This window comes from Enterobacter sp. (assembly GCF_977039595.1).
Genome location: NZ_CDRQYH010000017.1, coordinates 1 through 16,332, shown reverse-complemented (window position 1 = coordinate 16,332; position 16,332 = coordinate 1). Strand labels below are relative to the sequence as shown.

General features: G+C 56.5%; 16 protein-coding genes. 3 read left to right on the top strand and 13 right to left on the bottom strand.

Going from position 1 to position 16,332, the window contains the following annotated elements; genetic code table 11:
• Nucleotide 1 precedes the first annotated feature (1 nt).
• The 11 genes from phnK to ACWYRJ_RS07540 form a co-directional block, all read right to left on the bottom strand.
• Nucleotides 2–757: a phosphonate C-P lyase system protein PhnK gene (phnK, locus tag ACWYRJ_RS07590; RefSeq protein ID WP_111964178.1), complete on the bottom strand. Its 756-nt coding sequence runs from the start codon at nt 755–757 to the stop codon at nt 2–4.
• Complete coding sequence (locus ACWYRJ_RS07585; RefSeq protein ID WP_048990321.1) at nt 754–1,599, bottom strand: alpha-D-ribose 1-methylphosphonate 5-phosphate C-P-lyase PhnJ; 846 nt, start codon at nt 1,597–1,599, stop codon at nt 754–756. Before ACWYRJ_RS07585 ends, phnK begins: the two co-directional genes overlap by 4 nt.
• The gene (locus ACWYRJ_RS07580) at nt 1,592–2,656 is read right to left on the bottom strand and encodes a carbon-phosphorus lyase complex subunit PhnI (protein ID WP_455507669.1); all 1,065 of its coding nucleotides are present in this window, start codon (nt 2,654–2,656) and stop codon (nt 1,592–1,594) included. The genes ACWYRJ_RS07585 and ACWYRJ_RS07580 overlap by 8 nt, the downstream gene beginning before the upstream one ends.
• The gene (phnH, locus tag ACWYRJ_RS07575; RefSeq protein ID WP_111964176.1) at nt 2,656–3,240 is read right to left on the bottom strand and encodes a phosphonate C-P lyase system protein PhnH; all 585 of its coding nucleotides are present in this window, start codon (nt 3,238–3,240) and stop codon (nt 2,656–2,658) included. The genes ACWYRJ_RS07580 and phnH overlap by 1 nt, the downstream gene beginning before the upstream one ends.
• The gene (gene phnG / locus ACWYRJ_RS07570) at nt 3,237–3,689 is read right to left on the bottom strand and encodes a phosphonate C-P lyase system protein PhnG (RefSeq protein WP_149367236.1); all 453 of its coding nucleotides are present in this window, start codon (nt 3,687–3,689) and stop codon (nt 3,237–3,239) included. The genes phnH and phnG overlap by 4 nt, the downstream gene beginning before the upstream one ends.
• A complete protein-coding gene (gene phnF, locus ACWYRJ_RS07565; RefSeq protein ID WP_149367237.1) occupies nt 3,690–4,415 on the bottom strand; it encodes a phosphonate metabolism transcriptional regulator PhnF in 726 nt (241 codons plus the stop codon). It abuts the gene before it with no gap.
• Nucleotides 4,416–4,435: 20 nt separating this feature from the next.
• Nucleotides 4,436–5,215, bottom strand: coding sequence for a phosphonate ABC transporter, permease protein PhnE (gene phnE, locus ACWYRJ_RS07560; RefSeq protein WP_048226491.1), 780 nt, complete (start codon nt 5,213–5,215; stop codon nt 4,436–4,438).
• A 50-nt stretch (nt 5,216–5,265) separates the two neighbouring features.
• Entirely contained in the window at nt 5,266–6,282 is a 1,017-nt protein-coding gene (phnD, locus tag ACWYRJ_RS07555; RefSeq protein WP_455507668.1) for a phosphonate ABC transporter substrate-binding protein, read from the bottom strand.
• A 24-nt stretch (nt 6,283–6,306) separates the two neighbouring features.
• The gene (gene phnC / locus ACWYRJ_RS07550) at nt 6,307–7,095 is read right to left on the bottom strand and encodes a phosphonate ABC transporter ATP-binding protein (RefSeq protein ID WP_111964173.1); all 789 of its coding nucleotides are present in this window, start codon (nt 7,093–7,095) and stop codon (nt 6,307–6,309) included.
• Between the two features lie 173 nt (nt 7,096–7,268).
• Nucleotides 7,269–7,709: a VOC family metalloprotein YjdN gene (gene yjdN, locus ACWYRJ_RS07545; RefSeq protein WP_455507667.1), complete on the bottom strand. Its 441-nt coding sequence runs from the start codon at nt 7,707–7,709 to the stop codon at nt 7,269–7,271.
• Nucleotides 7,710–7,789: 80 nt separating this feature from the next.
• Nucleotides 7,790–8,125, bottom strand: coding sequence for a zinc ribbon domain-containing protein YjdM (locus tag ACWYRJ_RS07540; RefSeq protein WP_111964171.1), 336 nt, complete (start codon nt 8,123–8,125; stop codon nt 7,790–7,792).
• Between the two features lie 595 nt (nt 8,126–8,720).
• On the opposite strand from ACWYRJ_RS07540, the gene crfC reads away from it, so the two are divergent.
• On the top strand, nt 8,721–11,075 hold the full coding sequence (gene crfC / locus ACWYRJ_RS07535) for a clamp-binding protein CrfC (RefSeq protein ID WP_133293612.1): 2,355 nt from the start codon (nt 8,721–8,723) through the stop codon (nt 11,073–11,075).
• Complete coding sequence (locus tag ACWYRJ_RS07530; protein WP_111964169.1) at nt 11,072–11,947, top strand: diguanylate cyclase regulator RdcB family protein; 876 nt, start codon at nt 11,072–11,074, stop codon at nt 11,945–11,947. The genes crfC and ACWYRJ_RS07530 overlap by 4 nt, the downstream gene beginning before the upstream one ends.
• Before the next feature lie 58 nt (nt 11,948–12,005).
• Here the strand turns inward: ACWYRJ_RS07530 and kdgT are convergent, their stop codons facing one another.
• Nucleotides 12,006–12,998, bottom strand: a complete 993-nt coding sequence (gene kdgT / locus ACWYRJ_RS07525) for a 2-keto-3-deoxygluconate transporter (RefSeq protein ID WP_149367239.1) — start codon at nt 12,996–12,998, stop codon at nt 12,006–12,008.
• A 647-nt stretch (nt 12,999–13,645) separates the two neighbouring features.
• Between kdgT and proP the strand changes: the two genes are divergently transcribed.
• Complete coding sequence (proP, locus tag ACWYRJ_RS07520) at nt 13,646–15,148, top strand: glycine betaine/L-proline transporter ProP (protein WP_023334221.1); 1,503 nt, start codon at nt 13,646–13,648, stop codon at nt 15,146–15,148.
• Nucleotides 15,149–15,181: 33 nt separating this feature from the next.
• Here the strand turns inward: proP and ACWYRJ_RS07515 are convergent, their stop codons facing one another.
• Complete coding sequence (locus tag ACWYRJ_RS07515) at nt 15,182–16,135, bottom strand: nickel/cobalt transporter (protein ID WP_455507666.1); 954 nt, start codon at nt 16,133–16,135, stop codon at nt 15,182–15,184.
• Between the last annotated feature and the right edge of the window lie 197 nt (nt 16,136–16,332).

Here is a 16,332-nt window from a genome sequence, read left to right as displayed (position 1 = left end):
CTTAGTTCTGCAACACGGACGACACCAGCAGCTGGGTATAGGGATGGTGGGGATCGTCGAGCACGCGGTCAGTTAACCCACTTTCCACCACCTGACCCTGCTTCATCACCAGCAGACGGTCCGCCAGCAGGCGCGCAACACCTAAATCGTGGGTGACAATCACCACCGCAAGGTTCAGTTCCACCACCAGGCCGCGCAGCAGGTCGAGCAGGCGCGCCTGCACCGAGACGTCCAGCCCGCCGGTGGGTTCATCCATAAACACCAGCTTCGGATGGGTTACCAGGTTGCGGGCGATCTGCAGGCGCTGCTGCATCCCACCGGAGAAGGTCGTCGGCAGGTCGTCGATGCGCGAGGCGGGGATTTCCACCTCTTCAAGCCAGTGCTGGGCGGTGGCGCGGATATTGCCGTAGTGGCGCGCGCCGGTGGCCATCAGGCGTTCGCCAATATTGCCCCCCGCAGAGACCTGACGGCGCAGGCCGTCCATCGGGTGCTGATGCACCACGCCCCACTCGGTGCGCAGCAGGCGGCGGCGCTCGGTCTCGCTCATGCCATAGAGGGAGTGTCCCTGATAGAGTATCTCGCCGTGTTGCGGCGTAAGGCGCGCGGAGATGGACTTCAGCAGGGTGGTTTTGCCGGAGCCGGACTCGCCGACGATCCCCAGCACCTCACCCGGCCACAGCTCGAACGACACGTCGCTAAAGCCTTTGCCCGGCGCATACAGGTGGGTCAGGTTATTAACCGAAAGCAGCGGTTTCATTGGCCGTTCGCCTCGCTCTGTTGGCGGCAAAAATCGGTGTCGGAGCAGACAAACATCCGTTTGCCCGTGTCATCCAGCACCACTTCATCCAGATAGCTGTGTTTGGATCCGCAGATGGCGCACGGCTCGTCCCATTCCTGAACCGTAAACGGGTGATCGTCGAAATCCAGGCTTTCGACACGCGTGTACGGCGGGACGGCGTAGATGCGCTTTTCGCGCCCGGCGCCGAACAGCTGCAGGGCGGGCATCATGTCCATCTTCGGGTTATCGAACTTCGGGATCGGCGACGGGTCCATGACGTAGCGCCCGTTGACCTTCACCGGGTACGCATAGGTGGTGGCGATATGGCCGAAGCGGGCGATATCCTCATACAGCTTCACCTGCATCACGCCGTACTCTTCCAGGGCGTGCATGGTGCGGGTTTCGGTTTCGCGCGGCTCGATAAAGCGCAGCGGCTCCGGAATCGGCACCTGGAAAATCAGAATCTGATCTTCAGCGAGCGGGGTTTCGGGAATGCGGTGGCGGGTCTGGATCAGCGTCGCGTCTTCGGTTTTTTCCGTGGTCGCGACGCCCGTTACCCGCTGAAAGAAGCTGCGGATCGACACGGCGTTGGTGGTGTCGTCGGCGCCCTGGTCGATGACCTTCAGCACGTCCGCCTCGCCGATCACGCTGGCGGTAATCTGAATACCGCCCGTGCCCCAGCCGTAGGGCATCGGCATCTCGCGGCCGCCGAAGGGCACCTGATAGCCCGGAATCGCCACCGCTTTAAGTATCGCTCGGCGGATCATGCGTTTGGTTTGCTCATCCAGATATGCAAAGTTGTAGCCGCTTAAGTTAGCCATGTTTGCGCTCCCGTTGCAGGCGTTTCAGCAGTTCCAGTTCGGCCTGGAAATCGACGTAGTGCGGCAGCTTGAGGTGCGAGACGAAGCCCGCAGCTTCGACGTTATCCGCGTGGGCCAGCACAAACTCTTCGTCCTGCGCCGGGCCGGAAATGTGCTCGCCGTAGTCGGGTGCCTGCAGGGCGCGGTCGACCAGTGCCATGGCCATGGCCTTGCGCTCGCCGAGGCCGAACACCAGCCCGTAGCCGCGGGTAAAGTGCGGGTCTTCATTTTCAGGCGCGACAAAACCGTTGACCATTTCGCATTCGGTCATCAGCAGTTCGCCGACGTTCACCGCAAAACCCAGCTCTTCCGGCACGATTTCAAGGTCGATGTAGCCGCTGCGAATTTCGGCGGCAAACGGGTGGTTGCGCCCGTAGCCGCGCTGGGTGGAGTAGGCTAGCGCCAGCAGATAGCCCTCGTCGCCGCGCATCAGCTGCTGCAGGCGAGACGAGCGCGAGCACGGGTAAACCGGCGGCGTGCGGGTAATGTCATCCGGCTGCGCGACAGAATCTTCTTCCGCCTTCGCCAGGCCCTGTTTTGCCAGCAGGCTGAAGACGTGCGGAGACGGTTCCTGTTCGGCATCGGAGGTGCTGAGCGTCGGCGCTTCGCCGTTCGCCAGCAGGGTAAAATCCAGCAGGCGGTGGGTGTAGTCGTACGTGGGGCCAAGCAGCTGGCCGCCGGGGATGTCTTTATAAACGGCAGAAATGCGGCGTTCCAGGCGCATCTCCGCGGTATTGACCGGCTCGCTCACCGCCAGTTTGGCAAGCGTGGTGCGGTAAGCGCGCAGCAGGAAGATCGCTTCCACGTTATCGCCGCTGGCCTGCTTCAGGGCCAGCGCCGCCAGCTCGCGGTCGGCGATGCCGCCTTCGGTCATAACCCGGTCGACGGCGAGGTTTAGCTGCTGCTCGATTTGGGCCACGCTCAGCTCAGGGAGCTGTTCATCGCCCCGTCGTCTGTGCGCCTGCAGCGCATGGGCGGCGGCGATAGCCTTCTCGCCCCCTTTGACGGCAACGTACATCAGCACACCTCCACGTGGGTGGTCCGCGGGATGGCCAGCAGGCGCTCGCCGCAGGTCAGGATCAGGTCAATGCCCAGCGGGAACGGGTGCGGGCGCTCGGTCAGCTCGTGAATGATGCACTCCGGCAGCTGCGGCGCAACCATGCGCTCATCGGCGATGCCTGCGCCGGTCAGGCGCAGCATGCGGCCGCCGCTCAGGCTGGAGACCTGCAAAATCAGCGTGGCGCTGGTTTCCGGGGCGACGGCGGAGCCTTCGCTCAGGGCATTCAGCTGTTCATGGCTGATTTGTTCGTCGGCCACGGCAAAGATTGCCTGCTGCGGCTGTTCAACCAGCGGGGCGCCGGTGTGAAAACGCAGGTTCTGGCTGGCGATATCGTTAGACAGGGCGCCCGAAAGCCATACCGGGGTATCGTTGTCGGCCAGGGTCAGCAGCACGCTGGTGGTCGCCAGGTTCAGCGGCAGCCAGCCCTGAGAGAGCTGGTGCAGCGAGACAATCACGCCCGGCTCGCTCATGGCTTTCAGCAGGCGACGAAAACTGTGTTGGGCATCCTGGACGGCCAGGGTAAAAGCGGGTTGAAGCGTCATGCGTTGTCTCCGCGAACGAGCGTAAAGAAGTCGACCCGGCTGGTATTCACTTCGGCCTGACGCGCGGCAATACGTGCGGCGCGGTCGGCCTCCAGCGGGGAAATAAGGGTTTCCATCAGCGTCTGGAAATGCGGTTGTTCCTGTAAAAGCGCGTCGATGACCGCGCAGCGCTCGGCGTGCGCTTTATCACGCCCCAGCACGTAGCCGTAGCCCAGCGTGCCGCTGTGCAGGCGGATCGCTGCGCGGGTGAGGGTGGCATCCCCGGCGAAAAAGCGCTCGCCGGTGCCGCCCATGCGCGCCTGGATCTGCACAAGGCCGATCTCCGGCGCGCGGAGGATGTCGTACCCGGGGGCCAAGCTAAGGGCGTTCATGCGGGCAGAGAGCGCAGCAGGCTGGCTGTGGGCCAGCACGCGCATCCAGCGCTGTCGGGTGGCGGTGTCGAAGTGCATTCAGTGCTCCATGGTGAATTCGATCATGTCGGCGCGGGTCAGGCTGACGGAGTATTCCGTCGCGTCGATCTCGCCGTCACGGTGGTTGAGGGTGCGCACGCAGAGCAGCGGGGCCATATTGGGGATTTCGAGTACTTTGCTCTCTTTCGCCTGCGCGCGGCGGGCGCTGATGCGCGTCTGGGTGCGTTTCAGCGCAATGCCTGTCGCATTCTGGAGAAAATCATGCAGCGATCCGCTGGAGAAATTCTGCAGCACCGGCCAGAGGGCGAGGTCCGCGAAGTAGTGATCGATCTGGCACACCGCCACGCCGTTGACGCGGCGCAGCGTGCGCAGGTGGATGACGTTGTCGCCCTCCTGAATGCCCAGCGCGTCCGCCACGTGGCTGGAGGCCGGTCTTAATACCGAGAGCAGCTTTTCGCTGGTCGGATGGCTGCCCTGATCCAGCAGGTTCTGGCTAAAGCGCGCCTGGGCGTTCAGCGGGTAGTCGAACGGGCGCATCAGCACCAGCACGCCGACGCCCTGACGGCGCTGCACCCAGCCGCGCTCGACCAGCTGGTCAATGGCGCGACGCAGGGTGTGGCGGTTCACTTCATAGCGGTCAGCAAGCTGCTGCTCGGCAGGGAGGTAGTCCCCGCAGCGGTAGTGCGTGCGCAGCTCTACTTCGAGCTTTGCCGCGATCTCTTGCCATCGGGTGGGGTAACTGGTCGGATGTCTGGATAAGTGCATAGAAAACAAAGCCTCGCTTCTCAGATGAAGTGCTTGCGCAAACGTTGAGAGAGGAAATCCAGCAGGCTGACGGTGACGATGATGAGCACCATCAGGGCGCAGGTTTGCTGGAACTGGAAACCGCGAATCGCTTCCCACAGGGTGACGCCAATCCCGCCTGCGCCCACCATGCCGACCACGGTGGCGGAGCGGACGTTGGACTCAAAGCGGTACAGGGAGTAGGAGATCAGCAGCGGCATCACCTGAGGCAGAACGCCGTAGAGGATCTCTTCGATTTTATTGGCACCCGTGGCGCGGATGCCTTCCACCGGACCGGGTTCAATGGCTTCGACCGCCTCGGAGAGCAGCTTGGAGAGCACGCCGGTAGTGTGAATGAAAAGCGCCATAACGCCTGCGAACGGACCCAGACCGACGGCGACTACGAACAGCATCGCAAAGACCATTTCGTTGATCGCACGACAGGCGTCCATCAGGCGGCGCATGGGCTGGTATACCCACCACGGCACGATGTTTTCGGCGCTCATCAGGCCAAACGGAACGGAGAGAATGACGGCAAGCGCGGTGCCCCAGACGGCGATTTGCAGGGTGACCGCCATTTCGCTGAGGTAGTCCTGCCACTGGCTGAAGTCCGGCGGGAAGAAGTCGGCGGCGAAGGTCGCCATGTTGCCCGCGTCTTTGAAGAGCAGCAGCGGATCCATTTCCGCGCCCTTCCAGGAGATAACCAGCACCGCCAGCAGGATGGCCCAGCTTATGAGCGAGAACCAGCTGCGCTTTGGCGGCGGGAGGGTGATGGTTTGCATGTTGGCTCCTTAAACTGTTCTCCCTCTCCCTCAAGGGAGAGGGGACAAAGTTACTGCACCGCTTTATTCACGCTGGTCATCGCGCCGAGCGCGGCGGTCAGGCGGTCGAGGTCTTCAAGCTGGGCCTGAATCGCGGCCACTTTGCTGGTCTTTTCCTCGTCCTTCAGTCCCTTGTTGTCCTTGACGCCCTGCATCTCTTTAAACAGCGCCAGCTGGCGAATCGGAACCAGCTGCAGGTCGCTTGACGGGCGGAACGGTGCCCAGCCCAGACGTTTGAGAACCGCTTTCTCTTCCGGCGTTTTGCCATAGGTCATAAAGAAGTCGTACACCTTGTCCTTGGTGCTTTCGGACAGGTTTTTACGCCACACGATCGGGTCGCCCGGGATCAGCGGCGATTTCCAGATAACCTTGATCTCTTTAAGCTTGTCCGGCGCTGAGCTTTTCAGCTTGTCGAGGTTCTCGGTGTTGTTGGTGGCAACGTCCACCTGCTTGTTGGCCACGGCCAGCGCGTTGGTTTCGTGGCTGGCGTTTACGGTGCGCTTGAAGTCGCTGGCGGAGGCGTTGTTTTTGGCGAAGACGTAGTAGCCAGGGACAAGGTAGCCGGAGGTAGAGTTCGGATCGCCGTTGCCGAAGGTCAGCTCTTTGCGTTTGGCGAGCATGTCATTGAGGTTGTTGATCGGGCTGTCTTTGTTGACGATCAGCACGCTCCAGTAGCCAGGGGAGCCATCTGCCGCGACGGTCTGGGCAAAGACCTGGCCGTTCGCGCGGTCCACCGCTTCCATGGCGGAGAGGTTGCCGTACCAGGCGATGTCTACTTTATTAAAGCGCATTCCCTGGATGATGCCCGCATAGTCCGGGGCGAAGAAGGCGTTCACTTTGATCCCCAGCTTGGTTTCCATATCTTTCAGGAACGGTTCCCACTGAGGCTTCAGGTTCTGCTGTGATTCCGTCGAAATAATGCCGAAGTTCAGCGATTTTTCCTGCTCTTCCGCATACGCTGGGCTTAACAGGGTGCTGATGCTGAACATGCTGGTAAAGGCCAGCGCGGCAACGGCTTTGTAGCTCATGTACTTTCCTCGGATCGGGTTTAATTAAGCAGCCTGCGCGTTCTCTTCGACGCGGTTAATGCTGCGGTAGAGATGGTCAAAACGTTCGTTATCGAACTGATGGCTCGCGCCATCAAAGAACACGTGCCCCTGACGCAGGGCGACGATGCGCTCGCAGTAGCGCAGGGCGTAATCAACCTGATGCAGCGTGACCACTACGGTGATGCCGTCGTTCTGGTTAATGTCGCGCAGGGTCTCCATCACGATGCGGGCGGACTCCGGGTCCAGCGAGGCGATGGGTTCGTCAGCAAGAATGATTTGCGCTTTCTGCATCAGCGCGCGCGCAATCGCCACGCGCTGCTGTTGCCCGCCGGACAGGGTAGAGACGCGCTGGTGGGCGAAGTGCGCCATGCCGACTCGGGTCAGCGCCTGCAAGGCTTCCTGCTTCTGGGAAGGGGAGAACCAGCGCAGACAGGTGCGCCAGAACGGGGTGCTGCCGAGCGCGCCAATCAGCACGTTCTCCAGTACAGTCAGGCGGTTTACCAGGTTGAACTGCTGGAAGATGTAGCCCGTCTGGGCGCGGCTCTTGCGGATATCGCTCGCCAGACGCCCGGCGCGCTGGACGGTATTACCCAGCAGCTCGACGTGGCTTTCCGGCGTTTTATCGCCGGTGATAAGCCCGCTCAAATGGCGCAGAAGGGTAGATTTACCCGAGCCAGAAGGCCCGAGAAGCGCCACCATGTTGCCCTGCCGGACGGTCAGATCAACGGCATGCAGAGCCTTGTTGTGATTAAAGGTCTTGCTCAGTTTCTCGACGCGGATGACGGTTTGCATGTGCTGGGCCTCACGATAAATGTGGCCTCATGCTGGCGCATCAATGTGACATTTGGGTTAAGTGCAGGTTGCGGGAGTTTGAAGAGTTGAAGTGAAAGCGATGACAGTTACTGTAGGCCCGGTAAGCGCAGCGCCACCGGGCGCTTTTGCTGGCTGCGCTGCGCGTGTCCTGCCTACGACGTTTGTTGCTTAACGACGTTAATCATCCACGGCACGCCGTACTTATCGGTGACTCTACCAAAACCGTGAGCCCAGAAGGTTTCCTGCCAGGCCATGTCGATGTTCCCGCCCGCGGCGAGGTTGTCGAACCAGCGTTTGCCTTCATGGACGTTCTGGGTGTCAAGCACCAGCGTAAAACCCGCGTACTGCGCGTTGCTGCCGGGCGGCATCCCGTCGCTCATCATGATATCGCTGCCCGCAATGCGGACGTTGGAGTGGGCGATAGCCGAATCCGGAAATTGCATACCGGACGGACAGCCTTCTTCGCTGTTATCGCTTTTTGGCATTTCACCGAAGGTGATTTTATAGAGAAGTTCTGCGCCGACGGCTTGCTGGTAAAAGGCGGTGGCCTCAGCGCAGTTGCCGGCAAAAGAGATGTAGGGACTTAACGGCATAATCTTTACCTCACGTAAGATAAGCCCGTTAAGTGTAGTGCCCGAAAGCCCGGTAAGCGAAGCGCCACCGGGCGGGTAAATCAGTTCTTTTTCACAAACTCTGATTTCAGCTTCATCGGACCGAAGCCGTCAATTTTGCAGTCGATATTATGATCGCCTTCAACCAGACGGATATTCTTCACTTTGGTGCCGATCTTCAGCATGGAAGAGCTGCCTTTCACTTTCAGATCTTTAATCACGGTTACGCTGTCGCCGTCCGCCAGCAGATTGCCGTTCGCATCTTTGACGACAAGTGCATCAGCATCGTTTGATGGTTCGGCATCATTCCATTCATGAGCGCATTCCGGGCAGATGAACATGCCATTATCTTCATAGGTGTATTCAGAATTGCATTTTGGGCAGTGCGGGAGTGACATATCGGTATCCTCAAAAAGTGTAAACGCGCTGGAAAGTGCCAGCTAAATGACGGCAGCGTGCCGAAAAAGGCGGCAAGTATAGCGCAAATCCACACGTTTGTCGGTGACATTGTGAATTAAAAAAATGCAAAAAACGTATCGGGAGTGACACTTCCTGTCAGTCAGTTAAGCGATGCTTACCTCATTAACACGGTGGGAAGAAATGACGCTAAATATATCGAATATTTTATTGCGGCAAATTGCTACGTTCCTTCATTTCGGATAAGGTGAAGCGACACATTGTTATTTATCTCTGGACTTCGCTGCTCTACATATCTTATGGCAGTGGGGTATTACCTCTCTTTTTAGGGGGGAAATAATGATGATATATCCTGAAGTTTCTTAAAAATGGGCTACGCTTTTTTTCTTTTGGCTGTCAGGCCAGGAGGGAAGCTATACACGCCATGCAAGGATAGTGAATTATTTCTGATTATCATCAATCAGTTATATTTCGGCGAACATGTTTTCCACACGTAATCATATAAGCCTGAACAACATAATTAATACCAGTGGCTTAATAAAAGTAATAAATTTGCGTTAAGGAAAGGCTTTTATCATGCACACACAGACCATTTTTGAATTAAGCCAGGAAGCTGAGCGTTTGCTACAGCTCGCCCTGCAAAACCTTGATACGTTGAAATCAATGCCGACTGCGATGCTGGAGAGCACTGCGGCTGCTATTACGGGTGAAAAGAACAACGTTTTACCTTTGCATTTTAGCGCGCGCGGTGTCGAAGCGCAGCAGGCGATGCTGAATAATGAATTACGAAAAATAACCCGGCTGGAAATGGTCCTGGCTATTGTGGGCACCATGAAGGCGGGGAAATCAACCACCATTAATGCGATTGTGGGGACCGAAGTGTTGCCGAATCGCAATCGTCCGATGACGGCACTTCCTACCCTGATTCGCCACACGCCGGGTCAGAAGGAGCCGGTGCTGCATTTCTCGCATGCCTCGCCCATTGATGAATTGATCCAACTGCTCCAGAAAAAGCTATGCGATTACGACCGCGGGAAGCTGGCTCAGCGTCTGGAAATTGATAAAGACATGAATACGCTACTGGAGCGCATTGAAAAAGGGGAAGCGTTTGAGAAGCATCACCTGGGCGCGCAGCCGATATTTCACTGTCTGAAAAGTCTCAACGACCTGGTGAGGCTTTCCCAGGCATTAGGTGTAGAGTTTCCGTTCTCTGAGTATGCGGCTATCGAACATATCCCGGTAATTGAAGTGGAGTTCGTGCATCTTGCGGGTCTGGATGCTCACCTCGGACAGCTGACGCTGCTCGATACGCCCGGGCCGAATGAGGCCGGACAGCCGCACCTGCAAAAAATGCTCAGCGAGCAATTGTCCCGCGCGTCGGCGGTGCTGGCCGTGATGGATTATACCCAGCTTAAATCCATTTCTGATGAAGAAGTCCGCCAGGCCATTTCCGCAGCGGGAAAATCCGTGCCGCTGTATGCGCTGGTCAATAAATTCGATCAGAAAGATCGCAATAGCGACGATGAAGAGCAGATCCGGGCGATGATCTCCGGCACCTTAATGAAAGGCAATATTTCGCCTGGCCAGATCTACCCCGTTTCGTCCATGTGGGCCTATCTGGCGAACCGCGCTCGCTACGAGATGAGTACCCACGGACAACTGCCGGATCATCAGGAGCAACCCTGGGTGCAGGATTTTGCTGAAGCTGCGCTTGGACGTCGCTGGCGTACGGCGGACCTGGACGATATCGACCATATTCGTCATTCTGCCGATTTGCTCTGGGAAGATTCGCTATTCGAACAACCGATACGCAAACTGATTTACGCCGCCTATGCCAATGCTTCACTTTACGCGCTGCGTTCTGCTTCGCATAAACTGCTCAACTATGCACAAAATGCCCGGGAGTACCTCGACTTCCGCTATCAGGGGCTGACGGTTGCCTTTGAGGCGCTGGAACTGAACATCGCACGTCTGGAAGAGGACATGGCGCTTCTGCAGACGCGTCAGAGCGTGGTGAGCGATGAGGTGAAACATGAGGTTGAAGAGGCTCTGAACGCCACTACGGACTTTATGGGAGCCCAAAAAACTGCGCTTCACCAGGCGATTGGTGAGGTGTTCAGCGCTCAGCATATTCTTGATTTGGCAGGTATCGATCGGCAGAACCTTCGCGGTGACGAGGCGCACGAGCTGAAACAGCTGGTTCTGGAAGATGAAGGGCAGGCGCAGATCGCGCTGAGTAAAATCCGCTCCTCCTGCGAGCTGGTGATGCTCGATGCACAGACGAAGATTTGCCGGGAGCTGGCGTTACGCTTCGACCAGCTTGAATCTACGCTGGCGCGTTCCCTGAACGAAGCCATGCGCCCCATCGAAACGCGTATTAAAGAGCATCTGAGCCATGCGGGGTTTCGGGCGCGGATCAGTTTCCCCGCGTTTCAGGCAAGCCAGCTTAACTTCAATACGCGAGCGCTGTTCAACGATGCGATTGCACAGGACGACAGCCAGGCCGCCCCTCCCTCCGGCGGGAGCAGCATGCGTGAAACGGTCTCTCGTTGGCTCAATAATCCGGGCTGGGGCTGGGATGAGTATGTGGAAACGCGCACGCGCTATGTTATCGACATTGCGCAGCTACATGACAAATTTAAGCAACATATTGATCAGTTTTGTGAACAAATACGTAAAGCTTTGTCCGCGCAGGTCGATGTCTCTGTTACGGCAGGAATGGCAACGTTCTTTGCAGAATTTTCGTTGTGCCTGACCGGGTTACAGGAAAGCTTGCGTGATAGCCTCGCAGTGCGTCAACAGAATGAGCATTCAACCCGAGCGCTCTGCCAGTTGTTGAAGCAAAGTATTACTACTGCGACGTGGATACAGGAAGATACCCGACTGTTACGCGATGATATTCAAACTCTATTCGCGGCAGAGCAACCATGACAACACCACTACTGGATGGCCCCGGGCGAACGCTGGAGTGTATTAATCCAAAATTTATGGTCGATCTGGTTCAGGGAGTGGACGCGGCGCGTCATCCTCACCTGGGACCTCAACAGCTTCAGTTTCGTGAGCGTTTGACTCAGGAAATCATGACGCATACCCGGCTACGCCCCTGGGCGATGGCGGGTATGCTCAATGAAAATGCGGCGCTGCGCCTGGGGCTGGCGGAAAAACTGGCCGGCATGCTTGACCCGGGTCATCTCGCGCTGACGCTAATGGCAGAGAAACTGATTGCTTTGCGCCAGCAGACGCACCCGCGCGCCCAGCAGTCCCCCGGATTGATGCAGCAGTACGCTGAACTCTCTTCTCATTTTACCCAACGCGCCGCCTGGAAAGAGAAGGCGCTAACCCAGCGCGGGCTGACGGTGCAGGCGGGCGAGCACAGCGAGCAGATTTTTACCCGCTGGCGGGCCGGACATTATGATGGCTGGTCGCTGGCCGGGCGCTGTTTTATCGTCCTGGAAGAGCTGCGCTGGGGGGCATTTGGTGACGCATGCCGCCTCGCGAATGAAGATGTGGCGGCAATGCTTAAGGATAACCTGCGCAGCATGGCGGCTAACTATCTGGCGCAGGGTATCAATGCGTCACCCACGACCCGCCATTTCTATCACCAGTGGCTTACAACGCCGGCCTCTCCGGGCTTAATCGATCATAAAGATATGCTGGGCTGGCTGGGGGACTGGTGTCAGGCGGATCAACATCCGGTGAGCTGGTCAGTGACGCAAAACTGGCAGACCGTCGCGCTGGGCATGCCGCGGCTCTGTTCGGCAAAACGGCTGGTGGACGGGATGGTGGAAGAAATTTTTGGATGAATCCCTTATCACCCCGATCCTCTCCCCGAGGGGAGAGGGGATGTTCTGATGCGGTGTGTTAATGATTCGCTTCTATTGGTTTCGGTTCAGGCTGGGTCTCATGCATATTCCCGTAGCGCTTCGCATATAGCGCCGTGATGATGGGCACCAGAATCGCGGTGACAATCACGCTCGCGGCAACCAGTGCAGTCGCTGAAGCAGCGACCGGTTCGAAGGCCGGGTTAATCTGAGCAATAATCACCGGGTTTGCGACAGCAGCACCTGCGGCTGAAGAGGCGGCGACGCCCGCCGTGCCGTTTCCTCCTCCGATTACGCGGTCAGCAATAATCAGCGGAATGCCGGTGATGACGATCACGGCGACACCCAGCACAATGCCCAGCAGGCCGGTATCGAGAATGACCTTCAGGTTGATGGTGTTCCCCAGTGCGAAACCGAAGAAAGGGATCAGCACCGGCGTGGCTTTGCTGAAGAAATCACGCAGATCGCGATCGAGATTGCCAAGGGCGAAACCGACCAGGAAGGGCAGGATCGCGCCGACAAAGTGGTGGGGTTCAAACGAGGCTAGGCCAGCAGACCCCAGGATCAGCATCGTCATCAGCGGGCCAGATTCCAGAGACATCAACACAAATGCGCCGGACTCTTCTTTCGTTCCGTACTGGTTCATCAGGCTGGCGTATAATCCGCCGTTGGTCATGTCCATCGCCGAGACAATTGCCAGGACCGATAATCCCGCGAAGAACCCGGTCTGAATTCCATTCTCTGGAATGAACATTGCGCATATCATTGCCGCCGCCCAGGCTACCGCTATTTTGGTTATCACCAGCGTTCCGGATTTCCGTAATACGGTACCCGTTGCCCGCAAATTAATGGACGCGCCGATACAAAAAAACCAGACGGCAAGAATCGGAACCGTGCCCGTTATCATGCCTTTAGTGAAACCGCCAAAATAAGCTCCGGTATTGGGAGCAAGGGTATTCAGGATCGCGCCCAGCACCAGCGGAACCAGCATCATACCGCCAGGAATGCGTTCTATCGTGGCTTTAATCTTCATAGACAAACCTCACATCGGATCCCGCAGTACGGGGGATAGGTGTTAAAAATTAGTCAATAAATTCAATTGATTGCTATTGTTGCTTGCGGTCTTTTTTCGATGGCCCTGCAACATAATTAAATGTGTGCTCGCGATTAGCCTCTTTTGAAAACACATAAAACGTTGTATTCGGATTTATCATGCGATCATTGGAATATTGATTCAATGAAAATAAAACATCGTTTTAGTTATCTTTGTCACATATTTAATGTAAATCTTTAAGCCGGATCCTGTTGATGAAAATTTATGTAAAGTTGATGTGAATTAACGTGGTTTGTTTTTCTGTTACGAAAGAAATAAAAACGCGCGTGAGGATGTTCTTTAGGGAAGGTAAGGAATTGCTTATTGGCACTCCTTGACAAAAATTGGACTGAGTTGACCAGACGCAAAATATATGTGAAGTTGATCGCAAATATAAACGCTGGTAGGGTAAAAAGGTCATTAACTGCCCAGGCAGGCGTCAACAGGTTCGGTTGTATCGATGTAAAACGTCAATGTAAGTAAACCTGCTACGCTTGAATAAGGCGATTCGCATGGAGCGGATCCCATGGTTCACAGAACGCATACTGGACTGTGAAACAGACAGGGCCGAGTCAACGAGGATAGCTATGCTGAGAAGGAAAAAGATTAAACCCATCACGCTTCGCGACGTCACCATTATTGATGACGCAAAGCTGCGTAAAGCGATTACCGCAGCCTCGCTCGGTAATGCGATGGAATGGTTCGATTTTGGTGTCTACGGTTTTGTGGCCTATGCGTTAGGTAAAGTGTTTTTCCCCGGGGCCGATCCCAGCCTGCAGATGATTGCCGCACTGGGTACGTTCTCCGTTCCCTTCCTGATTCGCCCGCTGGGTGGTCTGTTCTTCGGTATGCTCGGCGATAAATATGGTCGCCAGAAGATCCTTGCTATCACCATCGTTATTATGTCGATCAGTACATTCTGTATCGGCCTTATACCCTCTTACGCCACCATCGGCATTTGGGCACCCATTCTCCTGCTGATTTGTAAGATGGCCCAGGGCTTCTCCGTAGGCGGTGAATATACCGGTGCCTCGATCTTCGTTGCCGAGTATTCCCCGGACCGTAAGCGCGGTTTTATGGGAAGCTGGCTGGACTTCGGCTCGATTGCCGGGTTTGTCCTGGGGGCGGGCGTCGTGGTGCTGATTTCAACCGTGGTGGGTGAAGATAACTTCCTCGACTGGGGCTGGCGTATTCCGTTCTTCCTGGCATTGCCGCTGGGGATTATTGGCCTCTACCTGCGTCATGCGCTGGAAGAGACGCCTGCCTTCCAGCAGCACGTCGATAAACTGGAGCAGGGTGACCGCGAAGGGCTGCAGGATGGTCCTAAGGTATCGTTCAAAGAGATTGCCACTAAGCACTGGCGCAGCCTGCTGACCTGTATTGGTCTGGTGATTTCGACCAACGTGACCTACTACATGCTGTTGACCTACATGCCGAGCTATCTGTCGCATAACCTGCACTATTCGGAAGATCACGGTGTGCTGATTATTATCGCCATCATGGTGGGTATGCTGTTTGTGCAGCCGATTATGGGTCTGTTGAGTGACCGTTTTGGTCGTCGACCGTTCATTATTCTGGGAAGCGTTGCGCTGTTTGCTCTGGCAATCCCGGCATTTATTCTTATTAACAGTGATGTGCTGGGGCTGATTTTTGCCGGTCTGCTGATGCTGGCGGTGATCCTTAACTGCTTTATCGGGGTGATGGCCTCAACGCTGCCCGCAATGTTCCCGACCCACATTCGCTACAGCGCGCTGGCCGCAGCCTTTAACATCTCGGTGCTGATTGCCGGTCTGACCCCAACGCTTGCCGCCTCGCTGGTGGAGAGCACACAGAACCTGATGATGCCTGCTTATTACCTGATGGTGATCGCGGTGATTGGTTTGATTACCGGTATTACCATGAAGGAGACGGCAAATCGTCCTCTGAAAGGCGCAACGCCTGCGGCATCGGATATCCAGGAAGCGAAAGAGATCCTGCGTGAGCACTACGATAATGTAGAGCAGAAGATTGAGGATATTGACGCCGAGATTGAAGAGCTGCAGAAAAAACGCTCCCGACTGGTGGATCAGCATCCACGCATCAACGAGTAATAAATAAACCCGCCAACGGCGGGTTTTCTTTTATTAGCATCCGGCAGCGATGTAGTCGCCATTGGCACTGATGGGGATCACCGTCAGGAACAGCACTGTCGCGAATAGGATCAGGACTATCCCTCCGGCTATTTTGACTGCCGGTACCAGCCATCTTAATGAGGCGCTTTCTCCGAACCAGGTCACCGTGCGTTCGCGGGCGTACCTTACAGCAAGGGACAGCCCCACAATAGAGAGGGCGGTTCCCAGAGACATGGTCATGACTGCGGCCACCCCCCAGGTGACAATGCCCAGCGCGTTCGAAAACATCAGAATCATGATCGCCCCGCTGCACGGGCGTGCGCCAATCGCCAGAATCACACCCAGACGGGTTTTCCAGTCGCCCTGCGTCAGGTCTGTACCTACGCCGTGATGGCCGCAGCCACAGTGTTCGTCGTGCTGATGAAGTGGCTTAATGGCAGAGACAGACATTCTGCGCGGACGCAGACTTTTCAGCGCCTGGTAAATGACAAATGCGCCGAATGCGCCAATAAGCACTGCGCTGATCTTCTCCACATACCAGCGGCTGGTACTAATATCCCCTGAGGCGAGGTTAAATCCTACCGCCAGAATAAAGACAAACAGAATGGCGCTGACGCCCTGCATCAGGCTACCCAAGAAGGGGACGACCCGGGCGGCCAGCTCGCTTTCCTTATTGGTGGTCAGATAGGTCGTCACGATGAACTTTCCGTGCCCGGGTCCGATGGCGTGAAGGACACCATAAAGTAAAGCCCCCGTTAACAGCCATAATCCGCCGCTGTACTGGTGGTTATTAAGCTGCAGCAGATACATCACCAGATAGCGGTGCAGCGTAATTTGCGTGGCGAGACACCACTGGATAAAGGCGTTCCAGTGCGCATGCAGGGTAAAACCCGCAAAGAGAAGTGCCAGCAGCATCACCCCTGCTGTAGGGAGACGCCAGTCGCGGGTGAGGCGTTGTGTGGTCATGAGGGTGGGCCTGAACAGAGGAGAATATTTGCCGCTAGTATAGTTGATCTTCTCGCTCAATTCGTGGGATCGCGTCGGGAACCGTGCATGATTGTGGATAACTTTGTGCATAAAAGGGTATAAGGCGGGGTTTTGCTGGGGAATGCAGCAGTCAGTCATTTTTTTGCAACTTTTCGGTTGCGGTCGTTCGGGAACTC